Here is a 17,755-nt window from a genome sequence, read left to right as displayed (position 1 = left end):
GAGCGAAAGATGGCTACCAAATCGTCCCTCAAGAAAATTGATTTCAATGCGCTGGTCGCGCCCATCCGGACGCAGTTCCGGGGGCTCAACCCGAACGACCCGTCGTCGTGGCCGGCAATTCCGCGCTATGCACTGAATCTGTTGGTGGTAGTCCTTGTTGTTGGCGGGCTGTGGTTCTTCTGGCTTTCGGGTGTTGACGAGGAACTGAAGGCATCGCAAAGCAAGGAAGTTCAACTCAAGGAAGATTACAAGAAGAAGCTGGCTCAAGCTGTCAATCTTGAAACCCTGCGCAAGCAACGGGAGCAGGTGCAGCAATATGTCACGCTGCTTGAAAAGCAGTTGCCGAGCAAGGCTGAAATGGATGCACTGCTGTCAGACGTCAACCAGGCAGGATTGGGGCGGAGTCTGCAGTTCGAGCTCTTTCGGCCCGGGCAGATTTCCGTCAAGGAGTACTACGCCGAACTTCCCATTGCCATTCGCGTGACAGGACGTTTTCATGACGTGGGGGCGTTTGCTTCAGACATCGCGAATCTGTCACGCATCGTCACTCTGAACAACGTGTCCCTCGTTCCTGCTGCGGCAAAAGATGGTTCGACGCTGACGATGGAAGCGACAGCGAAGACATTCCGCTATCTGGATCCCGAAGAGGTGGCTGCGCAACGCAAGGCGACCGCTGCGAAGGGGGCCAAGAAGTGATGAGAAGAACTCATGCGACGGTGTCATTGTTCGCCGTGACGCTACTGGCAGGGTGCGGTCCTGCAAGCGAAGAGGGGCTGCAGCAATGGATGCAGGAGCAGCGCAACCAGACGCGGCCTAGCGTTCAGCCTATCCCGGAGCCGAAACAGTTCACACCGCAGGCATATGCACAATCCGGGACCGTCGACCCTTTCAGTTCACAAAAGCTCGCGCAGGCGCTGAAGAGCGAATCTGTCCAGGCATCCTCCAACGCGGCTCTTATTACTCCTGAACTGGCCCGCCGCAAAGAACCGCTGGAAGCATTCCCTCTGGATTCCATGAAGATGGTCGGTAGCCTGATCCGAGAAGGGCAGCCCGTGGCTTTGCTCCGGGTGGATAACCTGTTGTACCAGGTCCGCAAGGGCAACTACATCGGCCAGAACTATGGCCGGATCACGCAGATCAACGAGACGGAGCTGGCGTTGCGCGAAATCGTGCAGGACGCTGCTGGCGAATGGATTGAACGCACAGCAACACTGCAGTTGCAGGAGAGGCAGAAATGAATGACCACAAGGCCATGACGTGGCGTGCCGTGGGATCTTGGGGCGGCGCTTTCTGCTTGCTCATCGCATCCGTCGCAGCTCACGCCCAGAACGCCATCGAGGCGGTGACCGGTTCGATCCAGGGGGGCTCCGAAGTCATCCGCATCGACCTGAACCAGCAGTTGCCGGCGTTGCCGACAGGCTTCTCCATTCAGTCTCCTGCACGGATCGCGTTGGACTTTCCCGGAGTGGCCAACGGCATGGGGCGATCGGTGGTTGATTTCAATCAGGGCAACCTCCGCTCGGTGAACGTCGTGCAGGCAGGTGACCGTACCCGTGTGGTGCTCAACCTCAAGCAGTCTGCAGGCTACAAGGCCGAAATCCAGGGCAAGTCGCTGCTGATCTCGCTCGATGCGGCACCCGGCGCGACGCCGGTTGCTTCGTCGCCTTCTACCTTTGCCGAAGATCGCAATCGCGATGTGTTCCCGCTCAAGGACGTGGATTTCCGCCGTGCTGCGGACGGCACAGGCAAGGTGGTTGTCGATCTGGCCAACAGCCAGGTCGGCGTGGATATTCGCCAGCAAGGCACGGGTCTGGTGGTCGAGTTCCTCAAAAGCTCCCTCCCCGAAGGTTTGCGCCGTCGCCTCGATGTGGCAGATTTCGGCACGCCCGTGCAGACTGTCACCACGTTCCAGACCGGTGATCGGGTCCGGATGAACATCGAACCGAAGGGTGACTGGGAACATTCTGCTTACCAGAGTGATACCCAGTTCGTCGTGGAAGTGCGTCCGCGCCGCATCGATCCCACCAAGCTTTCTCAAGGTCCCGGTTACAGCGGTGAAAAGCTCTCGCTGAACTTCCAGAGCATCGAAATCCGTTCGTTGCTGCAGGTGATCGCCGATTTCACGAACTTCAACATCATCACCTCGGACTCGGTGTCCGGTACCGTGACGCTGCGTTTGAAGGATGTGCCGTGGGATCAGGCGCTGGACATCATCATGCAGGCGAAGAACCTGGGTATCCGCAAGAACGGCAATGTGCTCTGGATCGCACCCAAGGACGAGATCACGGCGAAGGAGAAGGCGGATCTGGAATCGAAGGTTGCGCTGCAAAACCTTGAACCGCTCCGCACCCAGTCGTTCCAGTTGAACTATACGAAGGCGGCCGACATTGCGACCCAGCTTCAAGGCGGTGGAGCTGCCGGCGGGGGTGGGGCGGCAGGCGGTGGTGGCGCTGGCGCGAGCATCCTGAGTCCTCGCGGCAGCGTGATTGCCGAGCCGCGTACCAACCAGTTGTTCGTCTCTGACATCGCCTCCCGACTCGAGCGCGTCCAGGAGCTGATCACGAAACTCGACGTTCCTGTTCGCCAAGTGTTGATTGAGGCACGTATAGTCGAAGCTACCGATACATTCGGCAAGTCGCTCGGCGTGAAGCTTGGCGGTGGCACTGCGATTCGCAGCGACACCGTCAATGCCAATATCGGCGCGTCCAACGGAACTGGTGCCAGCAACGTGATTACTGCAGGCAACTTCGTCAACCTCCCTGCTGTCGGCCAGAACGGCTACAGCCCGTCGACCTTCGCGATCTCGCTGTTCCGCTCCAATGCCGCCCGCTTCATCAGCCTGGAACTCTCCGCGCTGGAAGCAGACGGCAAGGGCAAGGTCGTTTCCAGCCCCCGCGTGGTGACAGCCGACCAGACCAAGGCGCTGATCGAGCAGGGTACCGAACTGCCCTATCAGGTGGCGACCTCCAGCGGCGCGACATCCATTGCATTCCGCAAGGCGAACCTGAAGCTCGAGGTCACGCCCCAGATCACGCCGGAAGGCAACATCATTCTCGATTTGGACGTGAACAAGGACAGCGTGGGCCAGGCTACCAGCGCCGGTTTCGCGATCAACACCAAGCACATCAAGACGCAAGTGCTGGTCGAGAATGGCGGTACCGTCGTCATCGGCGGCATTTTCGAATTGACCGAGAACGAGTCTGAGACCAAGGTTCCGGGTCTGGGCGATATTCCGGCGATCGGCAACCTGTTCAAGTCGCGCAGCCGCACGGCCAACAAACAGGAAATGCTGGTCTTCATCACCCCGAAGATGATTTCCGACCGCGCCGCAGCGCGCTGACGAAACACCGCTGACCCGACGCGTGGCGCGCATTGCCCTGGTAGGGATGCCCGGTGCTGGCAAGTCCAGCATCGGGCGCCAGCTCGGGCGCAGGCTGCAGATTCCGTTCGACGATTCCGATCATGTGATCGAGCAGCGGCTCGGTTGCTCCATCCGGGCTTATTTCGAGCGCGAGGGCGAAGCGGCATTCCGTGACGTCGAAGCCAAGGTCATCGCCGAACTCTGCGGGGCTGCCTCGACAGGCATCCTGGCCACGGGGGGCGGGGCAGTGCTGCAGCCTGCGAATCGCCTGAATCTTCATACGCACTGCAAGGTGGTGTACCTGCATTCGACACCCGAGGACATCTTCCGCCGGGTGCGGCACGACGTGAACCGTCCGCTGCTGCAGGTGGACGACCCGATGCAGCGTCTGCGCGACCTGTATGCCGTGCGCGACCCGCTGTACCGTGAGACGGCGCATTTCATCATCGAGACCGGTCGTCCGTCCGTGGCGATGCTGGTCAACATGATCCTCATGCAGCTGGAGCTGGCCGGCGAGGCCCCGTCAGCCTGAGGCCCTAAACTCGGGGGACATGCAAGTTCTCCAGTCTCCCGAATACGTCCAGATCGAGCTCGGTGACCGCAGCTACCCCATCGTCATCGGGCCGGATCTGCTGGACGCGCTCGCGTCACGTGCCGAGTTGCCGGATGCGGCGTCTGCCTTGATCGTCACCAACACCACCGTGCAGCCGCTGTACGCGGAGCGTGTACGTGCCGCGCTCTCGGGCAAGTACCGCAGCATCCACATCGTCGCCTTGCCGGACGGCGAAGTGCACAAGGACTGGCAGACGCTCAACCGCATATACGATGCCCTGCTCGGCGCGGGTTGCGACCGCAAGACGGTGCTGTTCGCGCTTGGCGGCGGTGTCGTGGGCGACATGACCGGTTTTGCGGCGGCCAGTTACATGCGTGGCGTGCCGTTCATCCAGTTGCCGACGACGCTGCTGGCGCAGGTGGACTCGTCGGTTGGCGGCAAGACGGCCATCAATCACCCGTTGGGCAAGAACATGATCGGTGCGTTCTACCAGCCACATCTCGTGGTGTGCGATCTGGATACGCTGTCGACGCTGCCGGCGCGCGAACTCGGCGCGGGGCTGGCCGAGGTCATCAAGTACGGTCCCATCTACGACATGGTGTTCCTCGACTGGATCGAGCAGAACATCGACGCCTTGATGTCGCGTGACCCGGGGGCATTGGCGCATGCAGTGCGCCGCAGTTGCGAGATCAAGGCCGAGGTCGTCGGGCAGGATGAGCGGGAATCGGGGCTGCGCGCCATCCTCAATTTCGGCCACACGTTCGGTCACGCGATCGAAGCCGGACTGGGCTATGGCCAATGGCTGCACGGCGAAGCGGTGGGCTGCGGCATGGTCATGGCGTCGCACCTGTCGATGCGCCTGGGCGGGGTCGATGCCGCATTCGTCGAGCGGCTGACGGCACTCATCGGCCGTGCAGGCTTGCCCGTCCGCGCGCCCGTACTCGGTGCCGACCGGTATATCGAACTCATGCGCGTGGACAAGAAGTCCGAAGGCGGCGAAATCCGCTTCGTTGTGCTGGAAAAGCCGGGCAGTGCGGTCATGCGCGGCGCGCCCGACGCGCTGGTGCGCGAAGTCATCGCGCACTGCTGCGCGTGATGCTCTCGATCTACGCGTGCGACCCTGCGGCCAGCCGCGGCCGGCGCTTTCCCGAGCCCCCTGCACCCACGCGCAGCGCATTCCAGCGCGATCGCGACCGCATCGTGCACTCGACGGCGTTCCGCCGGCTGGTCTACAAGACGCAGGTTTTCCTGAACCACGAAGGAGATCTGTTCCGCACCCGCCTGACCCACTCGCTGGAAGTCGCCCAGCTGGGACGATCCATCGCACGGTCGCTCGGGTTGAGCGAGGATCTGGTCGAGGCCATTGCGCTCGCGCACGACCTGGGTCACACGCCGTTCGGCCATGCCGGGCAGGACGCCCTGAATGCGTGCATGACACCGCACGGTGGCTTCGAACACAACCTGCAGAGCTTGCGCGTGGTGGACGATCTGGAAGAGAGGTATGCCAGCTTCGACGGGCTGAACCTGTCTTTCGAGACGCGCGAAGGCATCCTCAAGCATTGCTCGCTCGCCAATGCGCGGCAGATCGAGGCGCGCGAGCCCGGTGGAGTTGCCCGTCGCTTCATCGAACGAACGCAGCCCAGTCTCGAGGCGCAGCTTTGCAACCTGGCGGACGAAGTGGCTTACAACGCGCACGACATCGACGACGGTGTCCGCTCGGGCTTGCTCACGCTCGAGCAACTGGAGGGCGTGGCGCTGTTCGAGCGCTACCGGCGCGAGGCGCTTGCCGGACATCCGCAACTCGCGGGCCGTCGCCTTCTGTATGAAGCGATCCGCCGCATGCTCAGCGCGCAGGTCTACGACATCATCGACGCGACGGCACAGGCGCTGGCGGATGCGGCACCCACCGACGCCGACGACGCGCGGGGCAAAGGCCCGCTCGTCACGTTCAGTCCGGCCATGCGCGCGCAGTCCTCGGAGCTCAAACAGTTCCTGTTTCAAAACCTCTACCGGCATCCGCAGGTGACCGGTACCACAGGGCAGGCCCGTCAAGTCGTGCGCGAACTCTTCGAAGCGTATGGCAATGACCCCGCACAGATGCAGGCCGGCTTCGCGGCGAGACCTGATGTCCCGCGCGCGGTGGCCGATTACGTCGCCGGCATGACCGACCGTTTTGCCGTACGCGAGCATGAACGCCTCACAGGGCGCAGGCTGCTGCCCTAGACTTCGCCATGTCCAACGATCACGATGTCATCCGGCAAACGCGCGCCTGGCTGGAGCAGGCGGTCATCGGCCTCAACCTCTGTCCGTTCGCAAAGGCGGTGCATGTGCGTGGGCAGGTGCATTTTGCTGTCAGTGCGGCAACGGATCGCCGTGCGGTCACGCAAGACCTTCGGAATGAATTGGCGCAGCTCGTCGCGCTGCCTTCACGGGACCGCGACACGACCTTGCTCATCCTGCCCGACTGTCTCGATGATTTCCTGGCGTTCAACGACTATCTCGACGAAGCCGACAGGCTGGTGGCGGACATGGCACTCGATGGCGTCATCCAGATCGCAAGTTTTCATCCGCAGTTCCAGTTTGCGGGCACCGAAGAGGACGACGTGACCAACTGCACCAACCGCTCGCCTTACCCCATGCTGCATCTGCTGCGCGAGGAAAGCGTGGCGCGCGCCGTTGAAGCATTTCCCGAGGCCGACGTCATTTTCGAGAAGAACATGCAGACGTTGCGCGAACTCGGGTCTGAAGGATGGGCGGCGCTGGGCAGGGAGTTCATGCGATGAACGCGCCCAGGAAGAACTCGGTGAACCCGAAGCACAATGCGCCCGGCGAGGCCATCGCTGACGAATTGCGCCCCGGCCAGTCCGTCGAGCTCCTGAAGGAGTTGCACATCCTCACGCGCGAAGGAAAGCTGAACCAGGACTCGCGGCGCAAGCTCAAGCAGGTCTACCACCTCTACCAGTTCATCGAAAAGCTGCTCGTCGAACTCACCCAAAGCGGTGCGCCGGTCACGCTGGCCGATCATGGCGCCGGAAAGTCGTATCTCGGTTTCATCATCCACGACCTGTTTTTCAATGCGGGCGATGCGTCGCGGCAGGGTCGCATCTACGGCATCGAGACGCGGCAGGAACTGGTGGAAAAATCGCAGCAGCTCGCCCGGCGGCTCGGCTTCGCGAACATGTCGTTCCTCAACATCACGTCGGCCGAGTCTGCGCAGGTCCAGGCGATGCCCGGGCACATCGACGTCGTGACGGCATTGCACGCCTGCGACACCGCGACCGACGACGCGATCGCCTTCGGTCTTGCCAAGCGCGCGCGTCACATGGTGCTGGTGCCCTGCTGCCAGGCCGAAGTGGCGGCGAGCCTGCGCCAGAACAAGGCACTGTCGCTTTCACGCACGCCACTGGCCGAGCTCTGGCGGCATCCGCTGCACACGCGTGAAATCGGCAGCCAGCTCACCAATGTGCTGCGCTGCCTGTATCTGGAAGCGCATGGCTATCAGGTCACGGTCACCGAACTCGTCGGCTGGGAGCACAGCCTGAAGAACGAACTCATCATCGCGCGTCACACCGGCCAGAAAAAGCGCAGCGCTGCCGAGCGCCTGCAAAGCCTGCTCGGCGAATTCGGCCTGGAGAGCATGCTGGGGGTCAGATTCCAATTACCATGAGCGTTCCTTCCTGACCGCTCCTCATGGCCCGACTCCCGCGACTCACACTGCCGGATTACCCGCACCATGTGATCCAGCGTGGCAACAACCGGCAACCGGTCTTCCTGTCGCGCGGCGACCGCGAATTCTTCCTTTCCCTGCTCGGCGAGCACGCCGCGGCCCATCAGGTCGCCATCCACGCTTACGTGTTGATGGACAACCATTTCCATCTGCTGGCCACGCCACGCACCGCGCAAGGGCTGCCCAAAATGATGCAGTCCCTCGGGCGGCGCTATGTGCGGTATTTCAACGACCGGAATCAACGGTCGGGCACGCTGTGGGAAGGGCGCTACAAGTCCACCATCATCCAGTCCGAAACCTATCTGCTGGCGTGCCTGGCCTACATCGATCTCAACCCGGTCCGTGCCGGCATCGCGGCCAGCGCGGCTGACTACGGCTGGTCGAGCCACGGCCATTACGTCGGCCTGCGCCCGGACAGGATCGTCACGCCGCCTGCGCTCTATTGGGAAATGGGGAACACGCCGTTTGCGCGCGAGGCGGCGTATGCCGCGATGGTCGCGGCCGGCGTTCCCGCATCGCAGCAGGAGGCTTTGACGCAGTCGACCCTGCAAGGCTGGGCCCTTGGCGATGCGCAATTCACCGACAACCTGCAGAAGCTGACCGACCGTCGCGTCACCAAGACGCGCGCCGGCCGTCCTTCGTCTTCCATTTGATATGTCCCCAATTAATCATCGATGAAATCAATCGGGAATTAATTGGAATCTGACCCCAATTAAAAATCTTGGCATTGTTGTTGCAAAGGTCTATGCTTCGTATCCCCGCGAAAACCCTAAGGAGTGCGCCCCATGACGACGGCAGCAGAGATCGAGCATCTCCAACAGCAAGGCCTTTATTCCCCCGATGCAGAGCATGACGCCTGCGGTGTGGGATTTGTGGCGCACATCAAGGGTGAGAAAAGCCATGCGATCGTCCAGCAGGGCCTGAAGATCCTCGAGAACCTCGACCATCGCGGCGCCGTCGGCGCCGACAAGCTGATGGGCGATGGCGCGGGCATCCTGATCCAGTTGCCGGACACGTTGTATCGCGAGGAAATGGCCAAGCAGGGCGTCACGCTGCCCCCGCCCGGCGAATACGGCGTCGGCATGATCTTCCTGCCCAAGGAACACGCATCGCGCCTGGCTTGCGAGCAGGAGATGGAGCGCGCCATCAAGGCCGAGGGCCAGGTGCTGCTGGGCTGGCGCGACGTGCCGGTCAACGTGGACATGCCGATGTCCCCGGCCGTGCGCAAGACCGAGCCGATCGCGCGTCAGGTCTTCATCGGCCGTGGCGCCGACGTGATCGTGCAGGACGCGCTGGAGCGCAAGCTGTATGTCATCCGCAAGACGGCCAGCGCCAACATCCAGGCGTTGAAGCTCAAGCACAGCAAGGAATACTACGTTCCCAGCATGTCCAGCCGGACCGTGGTCTACAAGGGGCTGCTGCTGGCAGATCAGGTCGGCACCTATTACCTCGACCTGCAGGACGAGCGCTGCGTCTCCGCGCTGGGCCTCGTGCACCAGCGCTTCTCCACCAACACTTTCCCCGAGTGGCCGCTGGCCCACCCGTACCGCTATGTCGCCCACAACGGCGAAATCAACACGGTGCGCGGCAACTACAACTGGATGAAGGCGCGCGAAGGCGTCATGTCATCGCCCGTGCTCGGCCCGGACCTGCAGAAGCTCTACCCGATCAGTTTCGCCGGCCAGTCCGACACCGCGACGTTCGACAACTGCCTCGAACTGCTCACCATGGCCGGCTATCCGATCAGCCAGGCCGTGATGATGATGATCCCCGAGCCGTGGGAGCAGCACACGACGATGGACGAGCGTCGCAAGGCCTTCTATGAATACCACGCTGCGATGCTCGAGCCGTGGGACGGCCCGGCGTCCATCGTGTTCACCGACGGCCGCCAGATCGGCGCCACGCTGGACCGCAACGGCCTGCGCCCCGCGCGTTACTGCGTGACCGACGACGATTTCGTCATCATGGGCTCCGAATCCGGCGTGCTGCCGGTCCCCGAGAACAAGATCGTGCGCAAGTGGCGCCTGCAGCCCGGCAAGATGTTCCTGATCGACTTTGAGCAGGGGCGCATGATCGACGACGAGGAGCTCAAGGCCAACCTCGCCAACAGCAAGCCTTACAAGCAGTGGATCGAGAACCTGCGCATCAAGCTCGACGACGTCGACGGTGCCGGTGAGGCGCCCGCCAGCGACGTGTCGCTGCTCGACCGCCAGCAGGCTTTCGGCTACACGCAGGAAGACATCAAGTTCCTGCTCTCGCCCATGGCGCAAGCCGGCGAAGAAGGCATCGGCTCGATGGGCAACGACAGCCCGCTGGCGGTGCTCTCTTCCAAGAACAAGCCGCTGTACAACTACTTCCGCCAGATGTTCGCGCAGGTGACGAACCCGCCGATCGACCCGATCCGCGAAGCCATCGTCATGTCGCTGGTAAGCTTCGTCGGCCCGAAGCCGAACCTGCTGGACATCAACCAGGTCAATCCGCCGATGCGTCTTGAAGTGAGCCAGCCGATCCTGGACTTCAACGACATGGTGAAGCTGCGCGACATCGACACCTTCACGCAGGGCAAGTTCCGAAGCTACACGCTGGACATCACCTACCCGTTGCACTGGGGCAAGGAAGGTGTCGAAGCGAAGCTTGCCTCGCTGTGCGCCGAAGCCGTGGACGCGATCAAGGGCGGCAAGAATATCCTGATCATCAGCGACCGCAGCGTGAATGCAGAGAACGTGGCCATTCCCGCGCTGCTCGCCTTGTCTGCCATCCACCAGCATCTCATCCGCGAAGGTGTGCGCACCAACGCCGGCCTGGTCGTCGAAACCGGTTCTGCGCGCGAAGTGCATCACTTCGGCGTGCTGGCCGGTTACGGCGCGGAAGCGGTCCACCCCTGGCTCGCCATGGAAACACTGGCCGCCATCCATCAGGATCTGCCGGGTGACCTCTCTGCCGAGAAAGCCATCTACAACTACGTGAAGGCCATCGGCAAGGGCCTGTCGAAGATCATGTCCAAGATGGGCGTGAGCACCTACATGAGCTATTGCGGCGCGCAGCTGTTCGAGGTCATCGGCCTGAACAACAGCACGGTGCAGCAGTACTTCACGGGCACGGCCAGCCGCGTCGAGGGCATCGGTGTGTTCGAGATCGCCGAAGAAGCCATCCGCACGCACAAGGCCGCCTTCGGTGACGACCCGGTGCTGGCCACCATGCTGGACGCCGGCGGCGAATACGCCTGGCGCTCGCGCGGCGAAGAGCACATGTGGTCGCCTGACGCCATCGCCAAGCTGCAGCACTCCACGCGCGCCAACAACTGGAACACGTACAAGGAATACGCCCAACTCATCAACGACCAGAGCCGCCGTCACCTGACGCTGCGCGGCCTGTTCGAGTTCAAGCTCGACCCGGCGAAGGCCATCCCGGTCGAGGAAGTCGAGCCGGCTTCGGAAATCGTCAAGCGCTTTGCGACCGGCGCGATGTCGCTCGGCTCGATCTCCACCGAGGCGCATGCCACGCTGGCCGTGGCCATGAACCGCATCGGCGGCAAGAGCAACACCGGTGAAGGCGGCGAAGACCCGGCGCGTTACCGCAACGAACTCAAGGGTATTCCTATCAAGCAGGGTGAGACGCTGAAGAGCGTGATCGGCGCCGAGCAGGTCGAAGTGGACCTGCCGCTCAAGGACGGCGATTCGCTGCGTTCGCGCATCAAGCAGGTGGCCTCGGGACGCTTCGGCGTGACGGCGGAGTACCTGTCGTCGTCCGACCAGATCCAGATCAAGATGGCGCAGGGCGCCAAGCCCGGCGAGGGCGGCCAGCTGCCCGGCGGCAAGGTGACGAACTACATCGGCAAGCTGCGTCACAGTGTGCCGGGTGTGGGCCTCATCTCTCCGCCGCCGCACCACGACATCTACTCCATCGAGGACCTGGCACAACTGATCCACGATCTGAAGAACGTCGCGCCGCATGCTTCCATTTCCACCAAGCTCGTCTCTGAAGTGGGCGTGGGCACCATCGCCGCCGGCGTCACCAAGTGCAAGAGCGATCACATCGTGATCGCCGGCCATGACGGCGGCACGGGCGCTTCGCCCTGGTCGTCGATCAAGCACGCGGGCTCGCCGTGGGAAATCGGCCTGGCCGAGACGCAGCAGACGCTGGTCCTCAACCGCCTGCGCGGCCGTGTGCGCGTGCAGGCCGACGGCCAGATGAAGACGGGTCGCGACGTGGCCATCGGCGCGCTGCTGGGTGCCGACGAGTTCGGCTTCGCCACGGCGCCGCTGGTGGTCGAGGGCTGCATCATGATGCGCAAGTGCCACCTGAACACCTGCCCGGTGGGCGTGGCCACGCAGGACCCGGTGCTGCGCAAGAAGTTCTCGGGCAAGCCCGAGCATGTCGTCAACTACTTCTTCTTCATCGCCGAGGAAGTGCGCCAGATCATGGCGCAGCTGGGCATCCGCAAGTTCGACGACATGATCGGTCGCTCGGACCTGCTGGACATGCGCAAGGGCATCGAGCACTGGAAGGCGCGCGGCCTGGACTTCAGCCGCCTGTTCGCCCAGCCGAACGTGCCGGCCGATGTGCCGCGCTATCACGTCGAAGACCAGGAGCACGGCCTCGAGAACAACCTGGACACGCGCCTGATCGAGAAGTCGCGTCCGGCCATCGACAAGGGCGAAAAGGTGCAATTCATCGAGGTGGCGCGCAACGTCAACCGCACCGTGGGCGCGAAGCTCTCGGGTGCCGTGACACGCGTGCATCCCGAGGGTTTGCCCGACGACACGATCCGCATCCAGCTCGAGGGCACGGGTGGCCAGTCGTTCGGCGCGTTCCTCACGCGCGGCATCACGCTGTACCTGATCGGCGAGGCCAACGACTACACGGGCAAGGGCCTGTCGGGCGGCCGCATCATCGTGCGACCGAGCATCGACTTCCGTGGCGCGGCGCACGAGAACATCATCGTGGGCAACACCGTGATGTTCGGCGCGACCAGCGGTGAGTCGTTCTTCAGCGGCGTGGGTGGTGAACGCTTCGCAGTGCGCCTGTCGGGTGCCACCACGGTGGTGGAAGGCACGGGTGACCACGGCTGCGAATACATGACCGGCGGCACCGCCGTCGTGCTGGGCAAGACCGGCCGCAACTTCGCTGCCGGCATGAGCGGCGGCGTGGCCTATGTGTATGACGAGGACGGCAAGTTCGCCAGCCGCTGCAACACCTCGATGGTGTCGCTGGACAAGGTGCTGCCCGCCGCCGAACAACGCCTCGACCATGCCAAGACCAACTGGCACCGCGACGAGTGCGACGAAGTGCTGCTCAAGAAGCTGCTGGAAGACCACAACCGCTGGACCGGCAGCCGCCGCGCACGCGAGTTGCTGGACAACTGGGCGGTGTCACGCACGAAGTTCGTGAAGGTGTTCCCCAACGAATACAAGCGTGCACTGGGCGAGATGTACCAGCGCAAGGTCGAGGCCGCGAGCACCGGCAACAACGCACAGGTGGGGCTGGAGCCGCACGCCGTGGCCGACGCCAAGGCGGGAAAGTCCAAGGGCAAGAAGGGCGTGGCGGCCTGAGGCGCTGCGCGCCCCGCAGCCACCGCCCGCGACTGAAACAACTAGAGCGAGAACACGATGGGAAAGATCACCGGCTTCATGGAGCACGAGCGCATCGAGGAGGGCTACAAGCCCGTCGCCGAGCGCCTCAAGCACTACAAGGAATTCGTCATCGGCCTGGACGACGCGCAGGCCAAGGTGCAGGGTGCGCGCTGCATGGACTGCGGCACGCCGTTCTGCAACAACGGTTGCCCGGTCAACAACATCATTCCGGACTTCAACGACCTGGTCTATCGCCAGGACTGGAAGAGCGCCATCGAAGTGCTGCACAGCACCAACAACTTCCCGGAATTCACCGGTCGCATCTGCCCCGCGCCTTGCGAAGCGGCATGCGTGCTGAACGTGAACGACGACGCGGTCGGCATCAAGTCGATCGAACACGCCATCATCGACCGCGCCTGGGAAGAGGGTTGGGTCACTGCCCGCCCTGCGAAGCACAAGACGGGCAAGAAGGTCGCCGTCGTCGGCGCGGGCCCGGCTGGCATGGCGGCGGCGCAGCAACTCGCGCGCGCCGGTCACGACGTCACACTGTTCGAGAAGAACGACCGCATCGGCGGACTGCTGCGCTACGGCATTCCCGACTTCAAGATGGAGAAGTCGCACATCGACCGCCGTGCCGAACAGATGACTGCAGAAGGCGTGACCATTCGCACCGGCGTGATGATCGGCAAACTGCCCGAGGGTTCCAAGGTCACCAACTGGGCCAAAGAAAGCATCACGCCTGAGCAGCTCCAGAAGGATTTCGATGCGGTGCTGCTGACCGGCGGCGCCGAGCAGTCGCGTGATCTGCCTGCTCCCGGCCGTGATCTGGACGGCATCCACTTCGCGATGGAGTTCCTGCCGCAGCAGAACAAGGTGAATGCGGGCGACAAGCTCAAGGGGCAGTTGCGTGCCGATGGCAAGCACGTCATCGTGATCGGCGGCGGCGACACCGGTTCCGACTGCGTGGGCACCAGCAATCGCCATGGCGCGGCGAGCGTGACGCAGTTCGAACTGATGGCCATGCCGCCGGAAGAAGAGAACCGCCCGCTGACCTGGCCTTACTGGCCGTACAAACTGCGGACCAGCTCGAGCCATGAAGAAGGTTGCGACCGTGAATTCGCCATTTCGACCAAGGAGTTCATGGGCGAGAAGGGCAAGGTCACTGGCCTCAAGACCGTGCAGGTGGAATTCAAGGAAGGCAAGTTTGTCGAGGTCCCCGGAACCGAGAAGACCTATAAGGCTGACCTCGTCCTGCTGGCCATGGGCTTCGTGAGCCCCGTCGCGACCATCCTCGACGGCTTCGCGGTCGAGAAGGATGGCCGTGGCAACGCCAAGGCTTCTACAGAATTTACGGGTGGTTACGCTACGAATGTTCCGAAAGTGTTTGCTGCGGGCGATATGCGACGCGGACAATCGCTGGTCGTCTGGGCCATCCGGGAGGGCCGGCAGGCCGCACGCGCAGTCGACGAGTACCTGATGGGGTACAGCGACTTGCCGCGTTGACCGGCTGTTGCATCCTTTATCATTCAGAAGCCGGACGCGTTCCGGCTTTATTTTTTCATGGATCCAGTCGAATCACCTCTGTTCATCGAATTGCGCCGCCTGACCTTCGGGTACGGCGAACGCGTCATTCTTGATGGAATCGACCTGAGCATTCCACGCGGCAAGGTGACGGCGCTCATGGGCGCGTCCGGCGGCGGCAAGACCACCGTGTTGCGGCTGATCGGCGGGCAGGTGAGAGCCCAGTCGGGCGAGGTCCTGTTCGACGGGCATGACATCGGCCGCATGGACGCGAACGCGCTCTACGCTGCGCGGCGGCGCATGGGCATGCTGTTCCAGTTCGGCGCGCTGTTCACGGATCTGAGTGTGTTCGACAACGTGGCCTTTCCGCTGCGCGAGCACACGAGCTTGTCGGAATCGCTGGTGCGCGACATCGTGCTCATGAAGCTCGATGCGGTCGGCCTGCGTGGCGCGCGCGACCTCATGCCTTCGGAGGTGTCCGGTGGCATGGCGAGGCGGATCGCGCTTGCCCGCGCGATCGCGCTGGATCCGGATCTCGTGATGTACGACGAGCCGTTCGCCGGTCTCGATCCGATTTCGCTCGGAACTGCGGCCCGGCTCATCCGCCAGCTCAACGATGCCATGGGTCTCACCAGCATCGTCGTGTCGCATGATCTTGAAGAGACCTTCCACATTGCCGACCAGGTCATCGTCCTGGCGAACGGGAAGATTGCAGCGCAGGGCACACCTTCGGAGGTGCGTGAAAGTCAGGACCCGCTCGTGCGGCAGTTCGTGAACGCCGAAGCGCAAGGCCCGGTGAAATTCCACTACCCCGGCCCCGGGATCGACGAAGATTTCGGTGGCGGGTTGCTTCCGCCTGGTTCGTCCGGAGGTCCGGCATGAGTTGGTACAAGCCGTCGGACGTCGGTCTTGCGACCCGTCAGTGGCTGGGCGATCTGGGCATGGGAGCCCGCCTGTTCTGGCAACTGTTGCTCATGGCGGGTCCGGTTTTCCGCCGTTTCGGGCTGGTTCGAGACCAGATCCATTTCCTGGGCAACTATTCGCTGGGCATCATCGCGGTGTCCGGCCTGTTCGTCGGCTTCGTGCTGGGGTTGCAGTTCTATTACGTGCTGCTGCGCTTCGGTTCGACGGATGCGCTGGGCCTGTCGGTCAACCTGGCGCTCGTGCGCGAACTGGGGCCGGTATTGACCGGGTTGCTGTTTGCAGGGCGCGCCGGAACATCGCTCACCGCTGAAGTCGGCCTGATGAAGGCCGGCGAGCAGCTGTCGGCTATGGAGATGATGGCGGTCGATCCCGTCCGCCGGATCCTCGCGCCGCGATTCTGGGCCGGCGTGATCACCATGCCACTGCTGGCGGCCGTGTTCAGTGCCGTCGCCATCGGTGGGTGCTGGTTCGTGGGCGTGGTGTTGATCGGCATCGATGCCGGTTCGTTCTGGGGCCAGATGCAAAGCGGGGTGGACGTGTTTTCCGACGTCGGCAACGGTGCGCTGAAAAGCCTGATATTCGGCGTGGCCGTGACTTTCATCGCGCTGCTGCAGGGTTATGTGGCGATGCCGACGCCGGAAGGCGTCTCGCGTGCGACGACGCGCACCGTGGTGGTGGCGTCGCTGTCGGTTCTGGGTCTGGACTTCATGCTCACGGCAATGATGTTCAGCATTTGAAGAAGGAGAGTGTGAATGCAACGCTCGAAGAATGATTTCTGGGTCGGCCTGTTCGTGCTCATCGGCGGCGTGGCGGTGCTGTTCCTGTCGCTCCAGGCGGCGAATTTGCTGAACCTGAGTTTCCAGCAGACCTACCGCGTGACCGCCAAGTTCGACAACATCGGCGGGCTCAAGCCGAAGGCTGCAGTGAAAAGCGCAGGCGTCGTGGTGGGCCGTGTGGAATCCATCACGTTCGATGACAAATCCTTCCAGGCGCGTGTCACGCTGGCCCTGGAAACCCGTTACGCTTTTCCCAAGGACAGCTCGGTGAAGATCCTCACGAGTGGTTTGCTGGGAGAGCAGTACATCGGGGTCGAAGCGGGCGCCGAAGAGCAGAACCTTGCCGCTGGCGATACCATTGGCAGCACGCAGTCGGCCGTGGTGCTCGAAAACCTGATCAGCCAGTTCCTCTACAGCAAGGCGGCTGATGGAAGCACCCCGCAGGGAGCGAACAACAAGAAATGACGATGAAACAGTATCTGGAAATCGAACGAACCTCAGGGCGCCGCCGGATCGGGGGCATGACGCTCGCGCTGTCGCTGCTGGCCACGGGCTGCGCGACGGGCCCGAATCCCCATCCGGGCGATCCCTTCGAACCCTTCAACCGCGGTGTGGCACGCTTCAATGACGTCGTGGACGACGCCGTGGTCAAGCCTGTCGCGACGGCTTACCGCAATGTGACGCCGCAGCCGGTGCGCACCGGCGTCACCAACTTCTTCGGCAATCTGGGCGATGTCTGGTCGTTCGTGAACAACGTGCTGCAGCTCAAGGGGCAGGCTTCTGCCGAGACGTTCATGCGCGTGAACGTCAACACCCTCTTCGGGCTGGGGGGTATCCTGGATGTCGCCACCGAACTGGGCATCGAGCGTCACCGTGAGGACTTCGGTCAGACGCTGGGTTACTGGGGCGTTCCGTCGGGGCCTTATCTGGTCCTGCCGATCCTCGGCCCTTCGACCGTGCGTGACACGGCCGCGCTGCCGGTGGACCTCAAGGGCGATCTGCTCGACCAGGTCGATCACATCCCCACGCGCAACAGCGCCGGCGCCCTGCGCATCGTGAATGCACGTGCCAACCTCCTGCGCGTCGGTTCCGTCATCGACGAGGCCGCGCTCGACAAATACAGCTTCACGCGCGACGCCTACCTGCAATTGCGCCGCGCCGAAGTGAAGGACGCCGGGCCGGGTTCGTCTTCGGACGGCGCCCTGCAGGAATGAACGCCAGCCTGCAACCCGGGTTGCAGGCTGTTTCATCCGTTGCCAGTGCTCCGGGAACCGGTTGCATGGCGCGGATTCCAACGCCTTACCGTGTGAAAGCACCACT

At 63.0% G+C, this 17,755-nt stretch carries 15 protein-coding genes; all 15 read left to right on the top strand.

Annotation, left to right across the window (positions count from 1 at the left end; translation table 11 throughout):
- Positions 1–9: 9 nt before the first annotated feature.
- A complete protein-coding gene (locus tag ACO2Q9_RS05750) occupies positions 10–696 on the top strand; it encodes a type 4a pilus biogenesis protein PilO (protein WP_423309185.1) in 687 nt (228 codons plus the stop codon).
- Positions 696–1,238: a pilus assembly protein PilP gene (locus ACO2Q9_RS05745; RefSeq protein WP_423309183.1), complete on the top strand. Its 543-nt coding sequence runs from the start codon at positions 696–698 to the stop codon at positions 1,236–1,238. The genes ACO2Q9_RS05750 and ACO2Q9_RS05745 overlap by 1 nt, the downstream gene beginning before the upstream one ends.
- Positions 1,235–3,340: a type IV pilus secretin PilQ gene (pilQ, locus tag ACO2Q9_RS05740; protein WP_423309181.1), complete on the top strand. Its 2,106-nt coding sequence runs from the start codon at positions 1,235–1,237 to the stop codon at positions 3,338–3,340. Before ACO2Q9_RS05745 ends, pilQ begins: the two co-directional genes overlap by 4 nt.
- 22 nt (positions 3,341–3,362) lie before the next feature.
- Positions 3,363–3,893 (top strand): shikimate kinase, encoded by a 531-nt coding sequence (locus tag ACO2Q9_RS05735; protein ID WP_423309179.1) that lies wholly within the window; start codon positions 3,363–3,365, stop codon positions 3,891–3,893.
- A 19-nt stretch (positions 3,894–3,912) separates the two neighbouring features.
- Positions 3,913–5,010: a 3-dehydroquinate synthase gene (gene aroB / locus ACO2Q9_RS05730; RefSeq protein WP_423309177.1), complete on the top strand. Its 1,098-nt coding sequence runs from the start codon at positions 3,913–3,915 to the stop codon at positions 5,008–5,010.
- Entirely contained in the window at positions 5,007–6,137 is a 1,131-nt protein-coding gene (locus ACO2Q9_RS05725) for a deoxyguanosinetriphosphate triphosphohydrolase (protein WP_423309175.1), read from the top strand. The genes aroB and ACO2Q9_RS05725 overlap by 4 nt, the downstream gene beginning before the upstream one ends.
- 8 nt (positions 6,138–6,145) lie before the next feature.
- Positions 6,146–6,697: a DUF1415 domain-containing protein gene (locus ACO2Q9_RS05720; RefSeq protein WP_423309173.1), complete on the top strand. Its 552-nt coding sequence runs from the start codon at positions 6,146–6,148 to the stop codon at positions 6,695–6,697.
- Positions 6,694–7,581: a class I SAM-dependent methyltransferase gene (locus tag ACO2Q9_RS05715; RefSeq protein WP_423309171.1), complete on the top strand. Its 888-nt coding sequence runs from the start codon at positions 6,694–6,696 to the stop codon at positions 7,579–7,581. Before ACO2Q9_RS05720 ends, ACO2Q9_RS05715 begins: the two co-directional genes overlap by 4 nt.
- Before the next feature lie 23 nt (positions 7,582–7,604).
- Entirely contained in the window at positions 7,605–8,294 is a 690-nt protein-coding gene (locus tag ACO2Q9_RS05710) for a transposase (protein WP_423309169.1), read from the top strand.
- Positions 8,295–8,426: 132 nt separating this feature from the next.
- A complete protein-coding gene (locus tag ACO2Q9_RS05705) occupies positions 8,427–13,193 on the top strand; it encodes a glutamate synthase-related protein (RefSeq protein WP_423309167.1) in 4,767 nt (1,588 codons plus the stop codon).
- Between the two features lie 57 nt (positions 13,194–13,250).
- Entirely contained in the window at positions 13,251–14,717 is a 1,467-nt protein-coding gene (locus tag ACO2Q9_RS05700) for a glutamate synthase subunit beta (protein ID WP_423309165.1), read from the top strand.
- A gap of 57 nt (positions 14,718–14,774) precedes the next feature.
- Positions 14,775–15,617, top strand: a complete 843-nt coding sequence (locus ACO2Q9_RS05695; protein WP_423309163.1) for an ABC transporter ATP-binding protein — start codon at positions 14,775–14,777, stop codon at positions 15,615–15,617.
- Positions 15,614–16,396, top strand: a complete 783-nt coding sequence (gene mlaE / locus ACO2Q9_RS05690) for a lipid asymmetry maintenance ABC transporter permease subunit MlaE (RefSeq protein WP_423309161.1) — start codon at positions 15,614–15,616, stop codon at positions 16,394–16,396. The genes ACO2Q9_RS05695 and mlaE overlap by 4 nt, the downstream gene beginning before the upstream one ends.
- A gap of 15 nt (positions 16,397–16,411) precedes the next feature.
- Positions 16,412–16,900: an outer membrane lipid asymmetry maintenance protein MlaD gene (gene mlaD, locus ACO2Q9_RS05685; protein WP_423309159.1), complete on the top strand. Its 489-nt coding sequence runs from the start codon at positions 16,412–16,414 to the stop codon at positions 16,898–16,900.
- A 2-nt stretch (positions 16,901–16,902) separates the two neighbouring features.
- Positions 16,903–17,649: an MlaA family lipoprotein gene (locus ACO2Q9_RS05680; RefSeq protein ID WP_423309946.1), complete on the top strand. Its 747-nt coding sequence runs from the start codon at positions 16,903–16,905 to the stop codon at positions 17,647–17,649.
- Positions 17,650–17,755: the final 106 nt, after the last annotated feature.

It is taken from the genome of Variovorax sp. VNK109 (assembly GCF_049445855.1).
Taxonomy (GTDB): domain Bacteria; phylum Pseudomonadota; class Gammaproteobacteria; order Burkholderiales; family Burkholderiaceae_C; genus JAGOCV01.
This window is presented reverse-complemented; position numbering and strand designations above follow the sequence as displayed.